This is a genomic window from Mycobacterium sp. NGS33, assembly GCF_059812885.1.
Genome location: NZ_JCALDN010000025.1, coordinates 45,272 through 64,655 on the forward strand (window position 1 = coordinate 45,272; position 19,384 = coordinate 64,655).

Sequence of the window (19,384 nt, forward strand, 5' to 3'; positions counted from 1 at the left end):
ATCGCGGGCATGCAGAGGCAATAGGGCAGGGGAAGAGATATGCCTACCGACTACGACGCTCCACGGCGCACCGAGACGGACGACGTTTCGGAGGATTCGCTGGAGGAGCTCAAAGCGCGACGGAACGAGGCGGCCTCGGCCGTCGTCGACGTCGACGAATCCGAATCCGCTGAGAACTTTGAACTGCCGGGTGCCGACCTGTCCGGGGAAGAACTGTCGGTGCGCGTGATTCCGAAGCAGGCCGACGAGTTCACCTGCTCGAGCTGTTTCCTGGTGCAACACCGCAGTCGGCTGGCCAGTGAGAAAAACGGCGTGATGATCTGTACCGACTGCGCGGCCTGATAGCCGCTCTTACCGTGTCAGGGCCGACAGCACCCGCTCGGGGTGACGGCAGCTCACCAGCCAGTACGGCGTCGGATCGTCCGGGTCGTCCAGTACGGCCAGGAGCATCGGCCCCACCCATGCCCTGTGGAGGACGTAGGCGGCCGGGTCGAGCTGGCGGCCCAGCGCCGCGGACTTCGCCGAGGGCGCTATCTGCGCGGACCGGGCGATCACCGTGACCGGCAGGTGCGCCTGGCCGGCCCACAGCTGCACTTCGCCGGGCGCGGTCGGGTCGGCGGTGACCCGGATCTCGATGCGGCCCAGCCACAACAGCGCCCCGGCCGCCACCGCGAACAGCGCCGCGTACGGCCACCAGGCCGACTGGCGGGTGACGCCCATGTTGAACTCGAACGCGATGATGCCCGCCAGCGCGAAGGCCGGTGGCCACCACCACCACGGGACCCACAATCGTTCGCGATACCGCACGTTGTGCGGCGCGACGCGCGTATCGGACACGCAGTCAAGGGTAGTCTGTGCCCCCGTGTCGACCAGTCTGGCCATCGTCCGCCTTGACCCCGAGCTTCCGCTGCCCAGCCGCGCCCACGAGGGCGACGCCGGGATCGATCTCTACAGCGCCGAAGACGTCAAACTCGAGCCGGGCCGCCGCGCCCTCGTGCGAACGGGGGTCGCGGTCGCCATCCCGTTCGGCATGGTCGGCTTGGTGCATCCGAGGTCGGGATTGGCTGCGCGAGTAGGACTTTCGATCGTCAACAGTCCGGGTACCATCGACGCGGGCTATCGCGGCGAGATCAAGGTTGCGCTGATCAACCTGGATCCGGCCGAGCCGATCGTGGTGCACCGCGGTGATCGCATCGCCCAGTTGTTGGTGCAGCGAGTCGAATTAATGGAGTTGGTCGAGGTGTCGTCGTTCGACGAGGCCGGGCTGGCCGAAACATCCCGTGGCGATGGTGGTCACGGTTCCTCCGGCGGACATGCGAGTTTGTGATGGCATTCGGTAAGCGCACACCCAAAGACGACGACGCCTCGGGCGCCGACATCCCGGCGGCCGACGCGGTCGCGGCCGACGAGCCGGGCCCCGAGGAGCTCGAGGGACCGTTCGACATCGAGGACTTCGACGACCCGGCGGTCGCGGAGCTGGCCCGCCTCGACCTGGGCTCGGTGCTGATTCCCATGCCCGAGGCCGGGCAGCTGCAGGTCGAGCTGACCGAAACCGGTGTGCCGAGCGCGGTCTGGGTCGTCACGCCCAACGGCCGGTTCACCATCGCCGCCTACGCCGCGCCCAAGACCGCCGGCCTGTGGCGCGAGGTGGCCAGCGAGCTCGCCGAGTCGCTGCGCAACGACTCCGCCCAGGTGAGCATCAAGGATGGTCCGTGGGGTCGCGAGGTGGTCGGCACCGCCACCGGCGTCGTGCGTTTCATCGGCGTCGACGGCTATCGCTGGATGATCCGCTGCGTCATCAACGGCCCGCACGAGACGATGGAAGCCCTAGAGCAGGAGGCGCGAGCGGCCTTGGCGGACACCGTGGTTCGGCGCGGTGACACCCCGCTTCCGGTGCGCACGCCGCTGGCCGTGCAGCTGCCCGAGCCGATGGCCCAGCAGCTGCGCGAAGCCGCCGCCGCGCAGCAGGCCGCCCAGCAGGCCGAGGGGCAGCAGCAGACACCGGCCAACGAGCCGGCCGCGCGCCGCAGCGTCGACGGGTCGGCCATGCAACAGCTGCGCACCACCACCGGCGGTTGAGCTACAGGTCGGCCAGCGCCCTCAGGCAGGCCGCTCCCAGGGCGGCGGGATCCGCCCCGATCTGATCGAGGGTCACCGTCCGCAGGGCGGCGCGGGGCGCCGCGTCGACCCAGTCGATCCCGGCCTGCAACGGATGAATCGGGTCGTCGACCGCGGACGCCACCCCCAGCGGCGCGGCCAGCACGGCCAGCTCGTCGCAGCTCGGCGCGACGTAGGCGGCCGCCTCTTCCATGGCGTCGGGCAGGTGCGGCCACTGCGCGCCCCACGACCGGGTCAGCTCCGCGGCGAGCCACGGCGGGCTGGACGCTCGCATCTGGGTGGTGGTCGCCGCCAACCCGTCGGCGCGCAACTGGGACGCCGAATACCGCGCCGCAAGGGCCGCGGGCGCTGACCCGGGCGCGCCCGCCCAGGCCGGCAGTGCGGCCAGCACCGCGACCGTGCGGTCGGGGTGGGCCAGCGCCCAGGCGGCCGCCACCGCGGCGCCGATCGACACCCCGCCCACGGCGATCGGCCCGCGCCGCGCCGCGCCGTCCAACGCCGCCAGATAGCCCTCGATCAAGCGGTCGGGCCGCGGCGGCGGGGTCACCAGCACCGCCCCGACCTCGGATAACGGGCCCGAAAATGCCCGGTGGACGTAGTCGTCGTCGGAGCCGGTTCCGGGCAACAACACCGTCGTGACACCGCGCAGATCGACCACCACCTCTAGATAGTGCCCCGCCGTTCCCGCGCCCTCCAACACGAGGTTTGAGTCGGTTGGCGCTGGGGAACCAAGAGGTCTACGGTGTCCGTTGGCATAAATGGAAGCGTCGAGGCTTATCAGCATTGTCAGGAGTGGCCATGGGGGCCCAAGGGTATCTGCGCCGGCTCACCCGTCGGTTGACGGAGGATCCGGAGCAACTCGATTCGGAGGAACTCTCCGACGAGGTCGCAAGCACCGGCGCGCAACGCGCGATTGATTGCCAGCGGGGCCAGGAGGTCACGATGGTGGGGACGCTGCGAAGCGTCGAGTGCAATGGCAGGGCCTGCTCCGGCGGGGTGCGCGCCGAATTGTTCGACGGCAGCGACACCGTCACGCTCGTGTGGCTGGGTCAGCGCCGCATCCCGGGCATCGACTCGGGCCGCACCCTGCGGGTGCGTGGACGCCTCGGCAAGCTGGAGAACGGTGGCAAGGCGATCTACAACCCGCACTACGAAATTCAGCGGTGACTGACCCCGAAGATCCGGGGGCAACCCCGCCGGAGTCGGGCGCGTCGGAACACATGAGCACCAACCGCATCAGCCCGGAACGCCTGCTGGCACAGGCAGGCGGTGTCAGCGGTGTCATCTATTCGTCTCTTCCGGTGGTGGTCTTCGTCATCGCCTCGAGCGTGTCGGGATTGGTTCCCGCGATCGTGGCCGCGCTGGCGGTGGCCGCGCTGATCCTGGTGTGGCGGCTCATCCGTCGCGACTCCCCGCAGCCGGCCTTCTCGGGCTTCTTCGGCGTCGCGCTGTGCGCGCTGATCGCCTACGTGTTGGGCGAGTCCAAGGGCTACTTCTTGCTGGGCATCTGGATGTCGCTGGTGTGGGCGGTGGTCGTCGCGGCGTCTGTGCTGATCCGCCGGCCCCTGGTGGGTTACGGGTGGAGCTGGGCCACCGGGCGCGGCGACCGCTGGCGCGAGGTGCCGCGGGCCGTCTACGCCTTCGACATAGCGTCGCTGGGTTGGGTGCTGGTGTTCGCCGCCCGGTTCGTGGTGCAGGGCCTGCTGTACGATGCCGACCGGACCGGTTGGCTCGCGGCAGCCCGGATCGGGATGGGCTGGCCGCTGACCGCCCTGGCCGCGCTGGCCACCTACGCGGCGATCAAGTCGGCGCAGCGCGCCATCGCCGCCGCCGACGCCCCCGCGGTCGAACTGGAGCCCGGCGCCGTCACCGACTGATCAGTCGCCGCCCGGGCTGTAGCTGCCCAGCAGCATCTTCTGCAGGTCCTCTTCCGCCTCGGCGACGGCGACGAACAGGAGTTCGTCGCCGCCCTCCAGTGGCTCGTCCTCCTCGGGCACGATCACGCGCGGGCCGCGCAGGATCGTCACCAGCGAGGTGTTGCGCGGCAGCTGCAGCTTGCGCACCGGCTTGCCGCCCCACGGGGTGTCATCGGGCAGGGTGATCTCCACGAGGTTGGCCTGGCCCTTGCGGAATTCCATCAGCCGCACCAGATCTCCGACGGCGACCGCCTCTTCAATGAGCGACGCCAGCATGCGCGGCGTCGATACCGCCACGTCGACTCCCCAGGCGTCGGTGAACAGCCATTCGTTGCGGGGATCGTTGACCCGGGCCACCACCCGCGGGACCGCGAACTCCGTTTTGGCCAGCAGGCTCAGCACGACGTTGGCCTTGTCATCGCCGGTCGCGGCTACCACCACGTCGAACTCCTGCAGGTGCACCGACTCCAGCAGGCTCAGTTCGCATGCGTCGCCCAGCCGCCAGTGCGCGGCCGGGATGGCGTCGACGTCGACGTGATCGGGGTTGCGTTCGATCAACGTCACGTCGTGGCCGTTGCCGATGAGTTCCCGGGTGACCGAGCGCCCCACCGCGCCGGCGCCGGCGACAGCTACCTTCATCGGCGCCGCTCCTCAATCAGGTAGTCGCTCGAATTCATCACAGGTCTTCGCTCGGGGGTAGCGCGGCGATGGCCACCGCCTCGGCGGCGCGGCCGGAGATCGCGGCCACATACACCTGGTCGCCGGCCTGGATCACCGATTTGGGCTCCGGCAGCACGCCCGCCCCGAAGCGGATGAGGAACGCGACCCGGGCGCCGGTGGCCTGCTCCAGGTCGGTGACCCGATGCCCGATCCAGTCCTCGTGCAAGACGACCTCGGACACCGCGACCGTCCCGGTCGGGTCGCGCCACTTGGCCGTCTCCGATTCGCGCAGCAACGCGTTGAGCAGGCGGTCGGTGGTCCAGGGCACGGTCGCGATGGTGGGAATGCCCAGCCGCTCGTACACCTCGGCGCGCTTGGCGTCGTAGATGCGGGCCACGACTCGCTTCACGCCGAAGGTCTCCCGCGCGAGCCGGGCCGAGATGATGTTGGAGTTGTCGCCGGACGAGACCGCGGCGAACGCGTCGGCCTCGTCGATGCGGGCCCTCAGCAGCACGTCTCGGTCGAATCCCTGTCCCAGCACCCGCTCGCCGGCGTATTCGGGGCTGAGTCGGTTGAAGGCGGTGCTGTCCCGGTCGATGACCGCGACGTCGTGACCGATGCGGGAGAGCCCGTCGGCGACCGAGGAACCGACCCGGCCGCAGCCCATCACCACTACTCGCAACTTGAGGTCCTCTCGGCCCGCGTCAACTGGCAACCCACGTCGGCCAGCCGTTTCGGTCGGCGAACATTCTCCTACGAACGCTACCGCCAAACCCGTCTGGGCTTACTCTTGGCTCTCGTGTCCAAACTTTCAACCGCCACCCGTCGGTTGCTTATCGGTCGGCCGTTTCGCAGCGACCGGCTGAGTCACACCCTGCTGCCCAAGCGGATCGCCTTGCCGGTGTTCGCCTCCGACGCGCTGTCCTCGGTGGCGTACGCGCCCGAGGAGGTCTTCCTGATGCTCTCGGTGGCCGGGGTGACGGCGTACGCGCTGACACCGTGGATCGGGCTTGCGGTGGCCGCCGTGATGCTGGTGGTGGTGGCCAGCTACCGCCAGAACGTCCACGCCTACCCGTCCGGCGGCGGCGACTACGAGGTGGTCACCACCAACCTCGGCGACACCGCCGGCCTCGTCGTCGCCAGCGCGCTGATGGTGGATTACGTTCTCACCGTTGCGGTCTCGACGGCGTCGGCGATGGCGAACATCGGCTCGGCGATCCCGATCGTGGCCCAGCACAAGGTGTTCTTCTGCGTGGTGGCCATCCTGCTCGTGATGGCGCTGAACCTGCGCGGCGTGCGCGAGTCCGGGTTGGCGTTCGCCATCCCGACGTACGCGTTCATCGTCGGTGTCCTGGTGATGATCGGCTGGGGGCTGTTCCGGATCTTCGTGCTGGGCAATCCGCTGCGGGCCGAATCCGCCGGTTTCCAGATGCATGCCGAGCACGGCCAGGTCGTGGGTTTCGCGTTGGCGTTTTTAGTGGCGCGGTCGTTTTCGTCGGGTTGTGCGGCGCTGACCGGCGTCGAGGCGATCAGCAACGGGGTGCCGGCGTTTCAGAAACCCAAGTCGCGCAACGCCGCGACGACGCTGCTGATGCTCGGCGGCATCGCGGTCACCCTGCTGATGGGCATCATCGTGCTGGCCGAGAAGATCGGGGTCAAGCTCGTCGAGGATCCCGCGCGGCAGCTCACCGGCCCGCCCCCGAACTACTACCAGAAGACCTTGGTCACCCAGCTGGCGCAGGCGGTGTTCGGCAGCTTCCACATCGGGTTCCTGCTGATCGCCACGGTGACCGCCCTCATCCTGGTGCTGGCCGCCAACACCGCCTTCAACGGATTCCCGGTGCTCGGCTCGATCCTGGCGCAGCACAGTTACCTGCCGCGCCAATTGCACACCCGCGGAGACCGATTGGCGTTCTCCAACGGCATCCTGTTTCTGTCCGGGGCGGCGCTGCTGGCGATCATCGCGTTCCGCGGTGAGGTCACCGCGCTGATCCAGCTGTACATCGTCGGCGTGTTCATCTCGTTCACGCTGAGCCAGATCGGCATGGTCCGGCACTGGAGCCGGTTGCTGCGCACCGAGACCGATCCGCGGGCGCGGCGCAAGATGATGCGCTCGCGGGTGGTCAACACGGTCGGGTTGCTGTCCACCGGGGCGGTGCTGCTGGTGGTGCTGGTGACCAAGTTCGCCGCCGGCGCGTGGATCGCCCTGTTCGCGATGAGCCTGCTGTTCGGCATCATGAAAATGATTCACCGGCACTACAACACCGTGAACCGCGAATTGGCCGAGCAGGCCGCCGCCCAGGACGACGTGGTGCTGCCGAGCCGCAATCACGCCGTGGTGCTGGTGTCCAAATTGCACCTGCCGACTTTGCGTGCGCTGGCCTACGCCAGGGCCACCCGCCCCGACGTTCTCGAGGCGGTGACGGTCAGCGTCGACGATGCGGAGACCCGCGAGCTGGTGCACAAGTGGGAAGAAAGCGATATCAGCGTGCCGCTCAAGGTCATCGCCTCGCCGTATCGCGAAGTCACCCGCCCCGTCCTGGAATACGTCAAGCGGGCCCGGGAAGAGTCGCCGCGCACCGTGGTGACGGTGTTCATCCCGGAGTACGTGGTGGGTCACTGGTGGGAGCAGGTGTTGCATAACCAGAGCGCTCTTCGGCTCAAGGGGCGGCTGCTGTTCATGCCGGGCGTCATGGTGACTTCGGTTCCGTGGCAATTGAGTTCGTCGGAACGGCGCAAGACCTTGCAGCCGCACGTGGCGCCGGGTGACGCTCGTCGGGGAATCTTCGATTGACCCGCGAATCGACGCGCGCGTCCCGCGCGTCGGCGCCCCCGGTGGGGGAGCTGACGCTGACCACCGGTGCTCCGGCCAACGGGGGCAGCTGCGTCGCGCACCACGAAGGCCGCGTGGTGTTCGTCCGGTACGCCCTGCCCGGCGAGCGGGTCCGCGTCCGGGTCACCGCGGATCGCGGATCCTATTGGCACGCAGAGGTTCTCGAGGTCATCGAGCCGGCGTCCGGGCGCACCGCGTCGCTGTGCCCGATCGCGGGGGTGGGCGGCGCCGGTTGTTGCGACCTGGCCTTCGCCGGCCCGGAGGTGGCCCGCGCGCTCAAGGCCGAAGTGGTGGCCAATCAGCTCGAGCGCCTAGGGGGGCATCGCTGGAGCGGTGAGGCCGAGCCGCTGGCGGACTCCGCGCCGACGGGGTGGCGCACCCGCGTCCGGCTCGATGTCGGCCCCGACCGCCGGCCGGGCTTTCACCGCTATCACAGCGAGGACTTGGTGACCGACTTGCGCTGTGCGCAGCTGCCGCCCGGCATGCTCGACGGGATCGACGACATCGAGTGGCCCCCGACGGCCCAACTGCACGTGGCCGTCGACGACGACGGCGTGCGTCACGTCGTGCGCACGCTGCGGCAGGGCAGGCACACGGAGACCAAGGTGGTCCAGGGACGCTACGAGGCGGTGCAGCGGGTGGCGGGGCGTAGCTGGCAGGTGCCGGTGACCGCGTTCTGGCAGGCGCACCGCGACGCCGCGGGCGTCTACAGCGATCTGGTCGCCGACTGGGCGCAGCCCGGCGCCGGGATGCGCGCGTGGGATTTGTACGGCGGCGCAGGCGTTTTCGCCGCGGTGCTCGGCGAGGCGGTCGGGCGCTCCGGACGGGTGCTCAGCGTCGACACCTCCCGCGGGTCGACCCGCGCCGCGCGGGCCGCCCTGACCGACCTGCCCCAGGTGCACATCGTCACCGACTCGGTGCGTCGCGCGCTGGCCGCGCAGCGCGGGCGCGCCTCGAGAGCGGATGTGGCGGTACTGGATCCGCCGCGGGCGGGAGCCGGGCGCGAGGTCATCGATCTGCTCGCGGCCGCGGCCGTCCCTCGCATCGTGCACATCGGTTGCGAGGCAGCATCTTTCGCGCGCGACATCGGGATCTACCGCAAGCACGGGTACACCGTCGAGAAGATCAGGGTGTTCGACGCCTTCCCGCTGACCCATCACAGCGAATGCGTGGCGCTGCTGACGCGGTAGGAACTGTTCGGCGACAACGGCCCATGCCCTCTGTCAATGCAGTTCCGCGCCGGTGAATCTCACGACCGGCTAGACTGCGTCGCGGTGTGCCGGGAAGTCTGGTCGGCGATGTCGTTGTCGACCGATCGAAAGGTGCGCGTGCTAGTTATCAACGAACGGGCCGGGACGGTCGAGGCATGTCGACCGCGTGCGCCGCGCGTGGTCGCCGGCATCCGATTGCTGCCATCGTGAACGAGAGCCTCCGTTATGCGCTGATGGTCCTGTTCTCCAGCGCCGTCGGTTTGGTTGCGGTGCTGGCGAACCGCCTCACCGAGCGATTCAAAATCCCAGTGCCGCTGCTGGTGCTGGTCGGAACGGCGGTGGCGGTGCACGCCGTGCCCGTGGTGCAGCCGCCGTCCGAGCGGGTGGTGGAGCGGGTCATCACCATCGCGCTAGTGCTGGTGTTGTTCGACGGCGGAATGCACATCGGGCCCCGCCGTTTCCGCGCGGCGATCGCCCCGATTCTGTCGGTCGGCGTCGCGGGCACCGCCCTCACCGCCGCCGGCGCCGCGCTGATGCTGCACTACGCGTGCGGAATCAGCTGGTTCCCCGCGGTGCTCGTCGCGACCGCGGTGGCGCCCACCGATCCGGCCGTCGTCTTCTCCGTCTTGGGCAAACGCGAGATCAGGGGCCGCAGTAGCACCATCCTGGAGGGCGAGTCCGGCGCCAATGACCCGGTCGGCATCTCGTTGATGTCCAGCCTGATCGCCGCCGGTGGGCTCACCGCCGCCGGATTCGCCAGCGTGGGAGGGCAATTCGTTCTGCAAATGGCGATCGGTCTGGCGGTCGGGGTGATCGGCGGCCGCGCGCTCCTCGTCTTCATGCGCCGCGTGGCGCTGCCGAGCGAAGGCCTCTATCCGCTGCGGACGCTGGCCTCCTGCCTGATGCTGTACGGCATCGCCACGCTTGCCCACGGCTCGGGATTTCTGGCGGTGTTCGTCGCCGGAATCGTGATCGGCGATGCTCACGCGCCGTACAAGCCGGAAATCAAGCGGTTTCACGCCGCCCTGGCCGGTCTCGCCGAAATCGTCGCGTTCGTCGTGCTGGGTCTGACTGTCGACCTGGACGTGCTCACCCACCCCGACGTCTGGATTCCCGGGCTCGTCCTCGGAGTGACCCTGACCGCGCTGATTCGCCCGCTGGCGGTGGGCGCCTGTCTGGTCGGCGTCCAGCTCAAGCGAAACGAACGCGTCTTCATACTGTTCTCTGGCCTTAAAGGGGCCGTGCCCATCTTGCTCGGCGAGCTGCTGCGCGCCGCGCATCTCCCCAACGCCGAACGTCTGTACGGCATCGTGGTCGTCGTCGTGATCTTCTCGGTTCTGGTGCAGGGCAGCTCGGTGCCCGGCGTCGCGAAGCTGCTGCACCTGCCGATGCGCACCGTCGAGACCCAACCGTGGCAGATAGGTGTCCGCCTAGCGGACGAACCGCACGGGGTCCATCGCTTCAGCGTCGCCAAGGGGTCCGAGGCCGAGGGGTGCACCGTCGAGGGGCTCAGTGATCGCGTCGGCGACATCTGGGTGAGCATCGTCGTCCGCACCACCGGCCTGGTCCCGGTGCGCGGCGACACCGAACTTCAGGCCGCCGACGAGGTCGTCATCCTGGCGGATCCCGAACTTCGTGGCGCCCTTGCCGAACTTTTTGAGCCCTCGTAGGCCGGGCGACTCCGTCTGCGGCCGTGCCATTCGGCGGCCGCTGCGTAGACTGACTGGATGCTGGAACAGATCCGCGGGCCCGCTGATCTGCAGCACCTTTCTGCGCATCAGCTTCGCGATCTGGCCACCGAGATTCGCGAGTTCCTGATACACAAGGTCGCTGCCACCGGGGGACACCTCGGGCCCAATCTGGGCGTGGTCGAGCTGACGCTCGCCCTGCACCGGGTGTTCGACTCACCCCACGATCCGATCATCTTCGACACCGGCCATCAGGCCTACGTGCACAAGATGCTGACGGGGCGCTCCCACGAGTTCGAAAGCCTGCGCAAGAAGGGCGGGCTGTCCGGATATCCGTCGCGCGCCGAGAGCGAACACGACTGGGTCGAGTCCAGCCATGCCAGTGCGTCGTTGTCCTACGCCGACGGCCTGGCCAAGGCCTTCGAGCTGAGCGGGCACCGCAACCGGCACGTGGTCGCGGTGATCGGCGACGGCGCGCTCACCGGGGGCATGTGCTGGGAGGCGTTGAACAACATCGCCGCCTCCGGCCGGCCGGTCATCATCGTCGTCAACGACAACGGCCGCAGCTACGCCCCGACGATCGGCGGTGTCGCCGACCATCTCGCCTCGCTGCGGCTGCAGCCGGCCTACGAGCAGGCGCTGGAGAAGGGCCGCGACGCGCTGCGCGCGCTGCCACTGGTCGGCAAGCTGGCCTACCGCGTGATGCACAGCGTCAAGGCCGGCATCAAGGACTCGCTGTCGCCGCAGCTGCTGTTCACCGACCTGGGGCTGAAGTACGTGGGCCCGGTCGACGGCCACGATGAGCGCGCGGTCGAGGCCGCGCTGCGGCACGCCCGCGGCTTCGGCCGCCCGGTGATCGTGCACGTCGTCACCCGCAAGGGGATGGGCTTCGCCCCGGCCGAGGACGACGAAGCCGAGCAGATGCACTCCTGCGGCGTCATCGACCCGGTGACCGGCCAGGCGACCAAGATCGCCGGCCCCGGCTGGACCGCGACGTTCTCCGACGCGCTCATCGGCTACGCCCGCAAGCGCCGCGACATCGTGGCGATCACCGCGGCCATGCCCGGGCCGACCGGGCTGACGCCGTTCGGGCAGCAGTTCCCGGACCGTCTGTTCGACGTCGGCATCGCCGAGCAGCACGCGATGACGTCGGCGGCGGGGCTGGCGATGGGCGGCATGCACCCGGTGGTGGCCATCTATTCGACGTTCCTCAACCGGGCCTTCGACCAGATCATGATGGACGTGGCGCTGCATCGGCTGCCCGTCACCATGGTGCTCGACCGGGCCGGCATCACCGGCTCGGACGGCGCCAGCCACAACGGCATGTGGGACCTGTCGATGCTGGGGATCGTGCCCGGCATGCGGGTGGCAGCACCGCGCGACGCCACCCGGCTGCGCGAGGAGCTCGGTGAGGCGCTCGACGTCGACGACGGCCCCACGGCGCTGCGCTTCCCGAAAGGCGATGTGGGCGAGGACATCCCGGCGATCGAACGTCGAGGATCCGGCACCTCGGGCGTCGACGTGCTCGCGGTCCCGGCCGGCGGTTGCAACCACGACGTGCTGCTGATCGGCGTCGGCGCGTTCGCGTCGATGGCGCTGGCGGTGGCCAAGCGGCTACAGGACCAGGGGATCGGCGTCACGGTCATCGACCCGCGCTGGGTGCTGCCGGTGTCCCCGAGCATCCTGGAGCTCGCGGAGCAGCACAAACTCGTCGTCACGTGTGAGGACAACGGGGTCAACGGGGGGGTCGGCTCGGCGGTGTCGGCCGCCCTGCGCGCCGCCGAGATCGACGTTCCCTGCCGCGACGTCGGACTGCCGCAGCGGTTTTACGAACAGGCCTCCCGCGGCGAGCTGCTGTCGGATCTGGCGCTCACCGACCAGGACGTCGCCCGCCGCATCACCGGCTGGGTCGCCGCGCTGGGCAGCGGCGTCGCCGAGGCGGAGATCCGCGAGCACCTCGACTAGTGGCGATCGCGAGCGCGGCGTGGCCGGGCGAAGCGGGTCGCCACCATCGGACTAGTCACCGGTGCCGGGCGGCGGCGCCTGCAGGGCGCGGGCCAGCGCCGGGTCCACCAATTCCCGCTGCCACGGCCGGGCCTGGCCGGCGCGCAGGAAATTCTCGACGGCATCGAGCGGATCGGGGGCGGGCGTCCAGTCCCAGCACAGCCGTCGCACCAGGTCCGGTGACACCAGGTTCTCGGTGGGGACGTGCACCCGCTCGGAGACCTCGGACAGCGCCGAACGCGCGGCCTCCAGCCGGGCGGCGGCCTCCGGTTTGCGCCTGCTCCACCGCGCCGTCGGTGGCGGGCCGTTGGACGGTTCGCTGTCGGCGGGCGGGTTCTTGGTCCGCCGGGCCTCGTCCAGCGCCGCCAGCCACGTCGCGGCGCTGCGCCGCTGATTGCGCCCCCCGAACACGGGCAACGCGACCAGTTCCTCGACCGTCGTCGGGTTGGCCAGTGCGGCGTCGATGATGGCCGAGTCGGGCAGGATGCGGCGCGGCGCGATGTCGCGGCGCTGCGCGATCCGGTCGCGCGTCAACCACAATTCACGCACCGCGGCCAGGGCCCGCTGATCGCGCACCCGATGGATGCCCGACGTCCGCCGCCACCGGTCCGGGCGCACCGCGGCGCCCGGATCCTTGGAACCCGTGTCCCGCAGATAGTCGAATTCCTGTGCGGCCCAATCACTTTTGCCCTGCTCGGCCAGCACGTCGGCGATCGCCGCGCGCAGCTCGATGAGCAGCTCCACATCCAGCGCGGCGTAGTTGAGCCATTCGGCGGGCAGCGGGCGTTTGGACCAGTCGGCCGCGCCGTGGCCCTTGGCCAGCCCGAAGCCCAGCAGCCGCTCGACCATGGTGGCCAGGTTCACCCGCTCGAATCCGGCCAGCCGCCCGGCCAGTTCGGTGTCGTACAGCGCCGGCGGCCGCATGCCCACCTCCGCCAGGCAGGGCAGGTCCTGATCGGCGGAGTGCAGGATCCATTCGTCGGTGCCCAACACCTCGGCCACCGGCCGCAGGGCCTGCAGCGGGTCGGCGCCGTGGCTCACCGGATCGATGAGCACCGTGCCGGACCCGGCCCGCCGGATCTGGATCAGGTAGGCCCGGTTGGAGTAGCGGAAACCCGACGCCCGCTCGGCGTCCACCGCGAAGGGCCCGTGGCCGCGATCCAGCCGCTGCGCGGCGTTCTCGATGTCGCGGACGCTCACCGAGATCGGCGGGACGCCTTCGGACGGGTGCGGCAGGGGGCTGGGCGCGGGTTCGGTGCCCGCGTCACCGGGCGCGTTGCTGCCCGGCCCGTCGGCCGCCGGTTCGCCCATGCTAGGCGCGTGACCGTGAGCTCAGGTCGGTGACTCCAGCGGGTGGTAGGCCCGCGGCGTGCTCCAGCACCTCGCAGAACGCCTCGACATGGCCGCCGACCTCGGGTGAGGTCGCGGTCCATGACGCGCGCAGCTCGAGCTGGTGGGCGCGCGGCGGCCCGGAGATGTCTCCGTAGCGCACCGATGTGGTGGCGGTGACGGTGCCGCCCAGGGCGACGACTTGTTCCATACGTGACTCCAGTGCCTCGACTAGCCAGCTCCACGCTACTTCGGGCAGCAGCGGGTCAACCGCCTCACTGGGGTCGAGGTCGGCCTGGATGTAGGCGACCATGCGGATGGTGCCGTCCCACGCGTCGGCCCCTTCTGGGTCGTACAGCAGGATCAACCGTCCGAAGGCGTCGCCCTCGGACCGTTCCGGAATGATGTCGCGGTCGGGATGTTTGACCTCGGCGCCCAGGGCGTAGCTGTGGGGAGCCAAGCGTTGCGGCGGCCGGATGGGACCCAACTCGATCTCCGGCCGCACGACGACGGCGTTCATCGCCGCTACCGCCTCGCGGAAGGGGGCCGGTTCGGATGAGGTCACTTGGCGCCGCTCCTGTCCATCCCGACCGTTCTGCGTCGTCACGGCACGGGTCACAGGGATCGACGGTAGACCCACAGCCCGACACGCCGCGACAGGCGCGCCGCGTTTCAAACCCGCCGCGACCAAGCCGTTACCAGGGCTCCACCAAAGCTATATGTGCAGGTCACCGGATAAAACGCGCCTGGCGTTTCTCGCGGTGGGCCGCCAGGCCTTCCTGCACGTCGGGGCCGCTGAAACTGAGAAATTCCAGGCCCACCGAGGTCTCGAAGGTGGGACCCATCATGCGATACCAGTGGTTGAGGCTGCGCTTGGTCCACCGGATCGCGTTCTGCGCGCCCTGGGCCAGGTTCTCGGCGATCCGGGTGGCGGTGGACAGCACGTCGTCGTCGTCGACGCAGGTCGAGACCAGCCCGATCCGCTCGGCTTCCTCACCCAGCAGGGTCTCGCAGGTCAGCAGGTAGTACTTGGCCTTGGCCATGCCGACCAGCAGCGGCCAGCAGATCGCGGCGTGGTCGCCGGCCGCCACGCCGAGCTTGGTGTGCCCGTCGATCAGCTTCGCGGTCCGGCCCGCCACCGAGATGTCGGCGAGCAGGGCCACCACCAGACCCGCGCCCACCGCCGGCCCCCGAATCGCCGACACGACGGGGGTGTCGCAGTTGATCATGTTGTGCACCAGGTCGCGGGCCTCGCGCATGATGCGGATCCGGCCCTCGTAGTCGTTGATCGTCTCGTCGATCAGGTCGAAGCTGCCGCCGGAGGAGAAGGCTTTGCCTTCGCCGCGGACCAGGACGGCGCGCACCGCCGGATCGCGGTCGATCACCGGCCAGATGTCGGCGAGGTCGCGGTGCATCTGCGGGCCGACCGAGTTCAGGCCGGGGGAGTCGAGCACCAGCGTCAGCACCCCGTTGTCCCCGAGCTCGCGGCGCAGGCTGGGAAACTCGTCGTAACTCGCTGGGGGCTGACTGACGGGCATCACCGAGCTCCTGACGTTCAAACGGTTGCGGTGGTCGATAGTACGCAGCGGGATTCGGTGTTCTGGTGGTCATGGCAGCATTGAGGCTGATGAGTACTCGCCGCGACCTTCCCGAGTCGCCGTATCTGGCGGCCGTGAGCGGTCGCAAACCCAACCGGGTGCCGGTGTGGTTCATGCGCCAGGCCGGTCGCTCGCTGCCCGAATACCGGGCGCTGCGGGCCCAGACCGACATGCTGTCGGCCTGCTTCGACGCCGAGCTGGTCTGCGAGATCACCCTGCAGCCGGTGCGCCGCCACGACGTCGACGCGGCGATCTTGTTCTCCGACATCGTGGTGCCGCTGCTCGGTGCGGGCATCGACCTGGACATCGTCGCCGGGGTCGGGCCGGTGATCGAGTCGCCGGTGCGCACCGCCACGCAGGTCGAGGCCATCAAACCCCTTGACCGGCAACGGGTTGCGCCGGTGTCCGACGCGGTGTCGCTGCTGGTGTCAGCGCTCGGTGAGGTTCCGCTGATCGGCTTCGCGGGTGCGCCGTTCACCTTGGCGTCGTACCTGATCGAGGGCGGCCCGAGCCGTCACCATGCCCGCACCAAGGCGATGATGCTGGCCGAGCCGGACACCTGGCACGCGCTGATGGAGAAGCTGACCGACATCACGGTCGGCTTCTTGCGGGTGCAGCTGGAGGCCGGGGTGGACGCCATTCAGGTGTTCGACTCGTGGGCCGGGGCGCTGTCCCTGGCGAACTACCGCACCTACGTGCAGCCGCACAGCGCCCGGGTTTTCGCCGCCCTGGCCGACCACGGTGTGCCGATGACCCACTTCGGCGTCGGCACCGCCGAACTGCTGGGCGCGATGTCGTCGGTCGGCGCGAACGTGGTGGGCGTGGACTGGCGCACCTCGCTGCCCGATGCGGCCGCCCGCGTGCAGCCTGGCACGGCGCTGCAGGGCAACCTCGATCCGGTGGTGGTGCTGGCGGGCTGGCCGGTGGTGGAACGCGCGGCGCGCGCCGTGGTGGACGACGGCCGGCGCGCGATCGATGCCGGCGCCGCCGGTCACGTCTTCAACCTGGGCCACGGCGTGCTGCCCGAAACCGATCCCGGTGTGCTGACCGACCTGGTGTCGCTGGTCCACTCCCTATGAGTGCTCCCTCGTATTGCGTTGTGGGGGGCGGTATTTCGGGTTTGACCGCGGCCTATCGGCTCCGCCAGGCCGCTGGCGACGGCGCGGCGATCACGCTGTTCGATCCCGGTGACCGGCTCGGCGGCGTGCTGCGCACCGAGCTGGTCGGCGGGCTGCCGATGGATGTGGGTGCCGAGGCATTCGTGCTGCGCCGCCCCGAGCTGCCCGCTCTGCTGGCGGAGCTGAATTTGTCTGAGCGCCAGCGCGTTTCGACCGGCGCACGCCCACTGATCTACAGCGGCCAGGGGCTGCGTGCCCTGCCGGCGGCGACGGTCGTCGGGATCCCGTCGTCGGCGGCCTCGGTGGCGGGACTCGTCGACGACGCCACGGTGGCCCGCATCGAGGCCGAACCCGGACGCCCGCTGAGGTGGCGGGCCGGCAGCGACCCCGCGGTGGCCGACCTGGTGGGGGAGCGATTCGGTGAGCAGGTGGTGGCCCGCTCGGTGGATCCGCTGCTGAGCGGGGTGTATGCGGGCTCGGCGGCCACCATCGGGCTGCGTGCGGCGGCTCCGACGGTGGCGGCGGCCCTGGACCGCGGCGCCACCAGCCTCACCGACGCGGTCCGGCAGGCGCTGCCGCCGGCCACGGGAGCGCCGGTGTTCGGGGCGCTCGAGGGCGGCTACCAGGTGCTGATCGACGCGCTCGTCGCGCGCGGCCGCCCCCGCCGGGTGCGGTCCGCGGTCTCGCGGCTCGAGCCCGCCGGCGCCGGCTGGGCGCTGGTCGACGACACCGGCGCCCGCTGGCCCGCCGACGCGGTGATCCTGGCCGTGCCGGCGGGGGAGTGTGCCCGGCTGCTGGCCGGGGTCGCGCCGCGCAGCGTCGCCGCCGCCGGGCGCATCACCAGCGCGTCGTCGGTGGTGATGGCGCTGGCCGTGCCGGGCGATACCGCGTTCCCGGAGTGTTCGGGCGTGCTGGTGGCCACCGGCGAGCGGCTGCGGTCCAAAGCCATCACGCTGTCGTCGCGGAAGTGGGGCGTCCGCGGCGACGCGCAGCTGCTGCGGCTGTCGTTCGGGCGGTTCGGTGATCGCGTGGCGGCAGACACTTCCGACGACGACCTGCTGGGCTGGGCGCTGGGTGACCTGGCCACGGTGTTCGGGTTGTCGGTCGACCCCGTCGACGTCCGCGTTCAGCGCTGGCTCGACGCGATGCCGCAGTACGGCCCCGGTCACGCCGATCTGGCCGCCGAGGTGCGCGCGGGCCTGCCCCCGACGCTGGCGGTGGCCGGGAGTTATCTCGACGGCATCGGCGTGCCGGCCTGCGTGGGTGCGGCCGGGCGCGCGGCCGAGCGTGTGATCGGGGCCATCGGTGGCGTCGACACGCAAGTGGCACGATAGGTTTCATGGCCAAGCTCGACTACGACTCGCTCAATTCCCAGATCCGGTACCTGATGTTCTCGGTGTTCTCCGTCGAGCCGGGTGAGCTGGGCGACCAGCGCGGTGACGTCATCGATGAGGCGTCGACGTTCTTCAAGCAGCAGGAGGAGCGCGGCGTCGTGGTGCGCGGCCTCTACGACGTCGCGGGCCTGCGGGCCGACGCCGACTTCATGATCTGGACCCACGCCGAGCGGGTCGAGGCGCTGCAGGCCACCTACGCCGATTTCCGGCGCACCACCGCGCTGGGGCGGGTCAGCGCGCCGGTGTGGAGCAGCGTGGCGCTGCATCGCCCGGCCGAGTTCAACAAGAGCCACATCCCTGCGTTCCTGGCCGGCGAGGAACCCGGCGCTTACATCTGCGTGTATCCCTTTGTGCGGTCCTATGAGTGGTACCTGCTGCCCGACGACGAACGCCGCCGCATGCTCGCCGAGCACGGCATGGCCGCGCGCGAGTACAAGGACGTGCGCGCCAACACGGTCCCGGCGTTCGCGCTCGGTGACTACGAGTGGATCCTGGCCTTCGAGGCTCCCGAACTGCACCGCATCGTCGACCTGATGCGCGAGCTGCGCGCCACCGACGCCCGCCGGCACACCCGCGAGGAGACGCCGTTTTTCACCGGCCCCCGGGTGCCCGTCGAGCAGTTGGTGAATGCGCTGCCATGACAACCCCTTTCGATCCGACCGACCCCACCCGCTTCGAGGAGATGTACCGCGACCAGCGGACGTCGCACGGCCTGCCGGCCGCCACGCCGTGGGACATCGGCGGCCCGCAGCCGGTGGTCCAGCAGCTCGTCGCGCTGGGGGCGATCCGGGGTGAGGTGCTCGACCCGGGCACCGGCCCGGGCCACCACGCCATCTACTACGCCTCCAAGGGTTTTTCGGCCACCGGCATCGACGGGTCGGCGACCGCCCTCGAGCGGGCCCGCGACAACGCCCAAAAGGCCGGTGTGTCAGTGAATTTCGAGCTGGCCGACGCGACGAAGCTGGACGGGTTCGACGGCCGGTTCGACACGGTGGTCGACTGCGCCTTCTACCACACCTTCTCCACCGACCCGGAGCTGCGCAGTTCGTACGTGCGCGCGCTGCACCGCGCCACCAGGCCGGGTGCGCGGCTGTACATGTACGAGTTCGGCGAGCACAACATCAATGGCTTCAAGATGCTGCGGTCGTTGTCCGAGGACGATTTTCGTGACGTGCTTCCGGATGGCGGCTGGGAGATCACCTACCTGGGCACCACGACGTATCGGGTCAACGTCAGCGTCGAGTCCATCGAGGCGATGGCCCAGCGCAACCCGGACATCGCCGATCAGGCGGAGAAGTTGCTGGAGCGCTTCCGGGTGATCGAGCCGTGGCTCGAGGGCGAACGCGCGCATGCCCCGTTCTGGGAAGTGCACGCCACGCGGGTGGACTGACGCCTCCGCTTGGCGCGCGCCCCGCGTGCCTCACGCCCCCGCGGCGCGCGCCACGCTCCCCGCCCCGCGCCACCGCCCACCCCGCCCCTGCGCCCCGCGAAACTTAAACTGTTGCGACGTTTTCG

The 19,384-nt window shown here is 70.0% G+C and carries 20 protein-coding genes; 13 read left to right on the top strand and 7 right to left on the bottom strand.

The genetic code is table 11. From position 1 onward, the window contains the following. The first annotated feature begins 39 nt into the window (after positions 1–39). Complete coding sequence (locus AC5Y5B_RS23845; protein WP_036468275.1) at positions 40–342, top strand: DUF4193 domain-containing protein; 303 nt, start codon at positions 40–42, stop codon at positions 340–342. A gap of 9 nt (positions 343–351) precedes the next feature. Here AC5Y5B_RS23845 and AC5Y5B_RS23850 read toward each other — a convergent pair whose 3' ends face one another. Continuing rightward, positions 352–837 carry a DUF3093 domain-containing protein gene (locus AC5Y5B_RS23850; RefSeq protein ID WP_500007021.1) on the bottom strand — a complete coding sequence of 162 codons (486 nt, stop codon included), beginning with the start codon at positions 835–837 and terminating at the stop codon, positions 352–354. Positions 838–862: 25 nt separating this feature from the next. Between AC5Y5B_RS23850 and dut the strand changes: the two genes are divergently transcribed. Together dut and AC5Y5B_RS23860 are read left to right on the top strand one after the other, a co-directional pair. Then, positions 863–1,327 (top strand): dUTP diphosphatase, encoded by a 465-nt coding sequence (gene dut, locus AC5Y5B_RS23855; protein ID WP_500007023.1) that lies wholly within the window; start codon positions 863–865, stop codon positions 1,325–1,327. After that, positions 1,324–2,079 (top strand): DUF3710 domain-containing protein, encoded by a 756-nt coding sequence (locus AC5Y5B_RS23860; protein WP_500007027.1) that lies wholly within the window; start codon positions 1,324–1,326, stop codon positions 2,077–2,079. The genes dut and AC5Y5B_RS23860 overlap by 4 nt, the downstream gene beginning before the upstream one ends. Position 2,080: 1 nt before the next feature. Here the strand turns inward: AC5Y5B_RS23860 and AC5Y5B_RS23865 are convergent, their stop codons facing one another. Beyond that, positions 2,081–2,779, bottom strand: a complete 699-nt coding sequence (locus AC5Y5B_RS23865; RefSeq protein WP_112633578.1) for an alpha/beta hydrolase — start codon at positions 2,777–2,779, stop codon at positions 2,081–2,083. A gap of 137 nt (positions 2,780–2,916) precedes the next feature. On the opposite strand from AC5Y5B_RS23865, the gene AC5Y5B_RS23870 reads away from it, so the two are divergent. Together AC5Y5B_RS23870 and AC5Y5B_RS23875 are read left to right on the top strand one after the other, a co-directional pair. After that, complete coding sequence (locus AC5Y5B_RS23870) at positions 2,917–3,285, top strand: OB-fold nucleic acid binding domain-containing protein (RefSeq protein WP_112633564.1); 369 nt, start codon at positions 2,917–2,919, stop codon at positions 3,283–3,285. A gap of 53 nt (positions 3,286–3,338) precedes the next feature. After that, positions 3,339–3,995: a DUF3159 domain-containing protein gene (locus AC5Y5B_RS23875; RefSeq protein WP_112633565.1), complete on the top strand. Its 657-nt coding sequence runs from the start codon at positions 3,339–3,341 to the stop codon at positions 3,993–3,995. On the opposite strand, the gene AC5Y5B_RS23880 is transcribed toward AC5Y5B_RS23875, so the two are convergent. Next, positions 3,996–4,673: a potassium channel family protein gene (locus AC5Y5B_RS23880; protein ID WP_500007029.1), complete on the bottom strand. Its 678-nt coding sequence runs from the start codon at positions 4,671–4,673 to the stop codon at positions 3,996–3,998. A gap of 37 nt (positions 4,674–4,710) precedes the next feature. Further along, on the bottom strand, positions 4,711–5,376 hold the full coding sequence (locus tag AC5Y5B_RS23885; protein ID WP_112633567.1) for a potassium channel family protein: 666 nt from the start codon (positions 5,374–5,376) through the stop codon (positions 4,711–4,713). 117 nt (positions 5,377–5,493) lie between these two features. Here AC5Y5B_RS23885 and AC5Y5B_RS23890 point away from each other — a divergent pair, with 117 nt between their 5' ends. The 4 genes from AC5Y5B_RS23890 to dxs all read left to right on the top strand — a co-directional run bounded on the left by AC5Y5B_RS23890 (position 5,494) and on the right by dxs (position 12,391). Next, the gene (locus AC5Y5B_RS23890; RefSeq protein WP_500007030.1) at positions 5,494–7,488 is read left to right on the top strand and encodes an APC family permease; all 1,995 of its coding nucleotides are present in this window, start codon (positions 5,494–5,496) and stop codon (positions 7,486–7,488) included. Between the two features lie 41 nt (positions 7,489–7,529). Continuing rightward, positions 7,530–8,717: a class I SAM-dependent RNA methyltransferase gene (locus AC5Y5B_RS23895; protein ID WP_112633568.1), complete on the top strand. Its 1,188-nt coding sequence runs from the start codon at positions 7,530–7,532 to the stop codon at positions 8,715–8,717. Positions 8,718–8,944: 227 nt separating this feature from the next. Beyond that, entirely contained in the window at positions 8,945–10,408 is a 1,464-nt protein-coding gene (locus tag AC5Y5B_RS23900; protein ID WP_240631758.1) for a cation:proton antiporter domain-containing protein, read from the top strand. 57 nt (positions 10,409–10,465) lie between these two features. Beyond that, positions 10,466–12,391 (top strand): 1-deoxy-D-xylulose-5-phosphate synthase, encoded by a 1,926-nt coding sequence (dxs, locus tag AC5Y5B_RS23905; protein ID WP_112633570.1) that lies wholly within the window; start codon positions 10,466–10,468, stop codon positions 12,389–12,391. Between the two features lie 51 nt (positions 12,392–12,442). Here the strand turns inward: dxs and AC5Y5B_RS23910 are convergent, their stop codons facing one another. The 3 genes from AC5Y5B_RS23910 to AC5Y5B_RS23920 form a co-directional block, all read right to left on the bottom strand. Then, positions 12,443–13,741 carry an HRDC domain-containing protein gene (locus AC5Y5B_RS23910; protein ID WP_500007031.1) on the bottom strand — a complete coding sequence of 433 codons (1,299 nt, stop codon included), beginning with the start codon at positions 13,739–13,741 and terminating at the stop codon, positions 12,443–12,445. A gap of 1 nt (position 13,742) precedes the next feature. Beyond that, positions 13,743–14,366, bottom strand: coding sequence for a DUF3000 domain-containing protein (locus AC5Y5B_RS23915; protein WP_112633581.1), 624 nt, complete (start codon positions 14,364–14,366; stop codon positions 13,743–13,745). Positions 14,367–14,487: 121 nt separating this feature from the next. After that, positions 14,488–15,297, bottom strand: a complete 810-nt coding sequence (locus AC5Y5B_RS23920; RefSeq protein ID WP_500007032.1) for an enoyl-CoA hydratase/isomerase family protein — start codon at positions 15,295–15,297, stop codon at positions 14,488–14,490. A gap of 89 nt (positions 15,298–15,386) precedes the next feature. Here AC5Y5B_RS23920 and hemE point away from each other — a divergent pair, with 89 nt between their 5' ends. Genes hemE through AC5Y5B_RS23940 form a run of 4 tightly spaced genes read left to right on the top strand, consistent with a single transcriptional unit; the run spans position 15,387 to position 19,259 of the window. Continuing rightward, entirely contained in the window at positions 15,387–16,436 is a 1,050-nt protein-coding gene (gene hemE, locus AC5Y5B_RS23925) for a uroporphyrinogen decarboxylase (protein WP_112633573.1), read from the top strand. Continuing rightward, a complete protein-coding gene (locus tag AC5Y5B_RS23930) occupies positions 16,433–17,809 on the top strand; it encodes a protoporphyrinogen oxidase (RefSeq protein ID WP_500007035.1) in 1,377 nt (458 codons plus the stop codon). Before hemE ends, AC5Y5B_RS23930 begins: the two co-directional genes overlap by 4 nt. A 5-nt stretch (positions 17,810–17,814) precedes the next feature. Then, positions 17,815–18,510, top strand: coding sequence for a hydrogen peroxide-dependent heme synthase (gene hemQ / locus AC5Y5B_RS23935; RefSeq protein WP_066860656.1), 696 nt, complete (start codon positions 17,815–17,817; stop codon positions 18,508–18,510). After that, positions 18,507–19,259: a class I SAM-dependent methyltransferase gene (locus tag AC5Y5B_RS23940; RefSeq protein ID WP_500007037.1), complete on the top strand. Its 753-nt coding sequence runs from the start codon at positions 18,507–18,509 to the stop codon at positions 19,257–19,259. Before hemQ ends, AC5Y5B_RS23940 begins: the two co-directional genes overlap by 4 nt. Positions 19,260–19,384: the final 125 nt, after the last annotated feature.

Bases quoted from the DNA above. Each gene is read 5' to 3' on its own strand.
- AC5Y5B_RS23845 (WP_036468275.1), top strand. From the start codon at position 40: ATGCCTACCGACTACGACGCTCCACGGCGCACCGAGACGGACGACGTT.
- AC5Y5B_RS23880 (WP_500007029.1), bottom strand. From the start codon at position 4,673: ATGAAGGTAGCTGTCGCCGGCGCCGGCGCGGTGGGGCGCTCGGTCACC.
- AC5Y5B_RS23910 (WP_500007031.1), bottom strand. From the start codon at position 13,741: ATGGGCGAACCGGCGGCCGACGGGCCGGGCAGCAACGCGCCCGGTGAC.
- AC5Y5B_RS23920 (WP_500007032.1), bottom strand. From the start codon at position 15,297: ATGCCCGTCAGTCAGCCCCCAGCGAGTTACGACGAGTTTCCCAGCCTG.
- AC5Y5B_RS23930 (WP_500007035.1), top strand. From the start codon at position 16,433: ATGAGTGCTCCCTCGTATTGCGTTGTGGGGGGCGGTATTTCGGGTTTG.
- AC5Y5B_RS23875 (WP_112633565.1), top strand. From the start codon at position 3,339: ATGAGCACCAACCGCATCAGCCCGGAACGCCTGCTGGCACAGGCAGGC.
- AC5Y5B_RS23940 (WP_500007037.1), top strand. From the start codon at position 18,507: ATGACAACCCCTTTCGATCCGACCGACCCCACCCGCTTCGAGGAGATG.
- hemE (WP_112633573.1), top strand. From the start codon at position 15,387: ATGAGTACTCGCCGCGACCTTCCCGAGTCGCCGTATCTGGCGGCCGTG.
- AC5Y5B_RS23870 (WP_112633564.1), top strand. From the start codon at position 2,917: ATGGGGGCCCAAGGGTATCTGCGCCGGCTCACCCGTCGGTTGACGGAG.
- dxs (WP_112633570.1), top strand. From the start codon at position 10,466: ATGCTGGAACAGATCCGCGGGCCCGCTGATCTGCAGCACCTTTCTGCG.
- hemQ (WP_066860656.1), top strand. From the start codon at position 17,815: ATGGCCAAGCTCGACTACGACTCGCTCAATTCCCAGATCCGGTACCTG.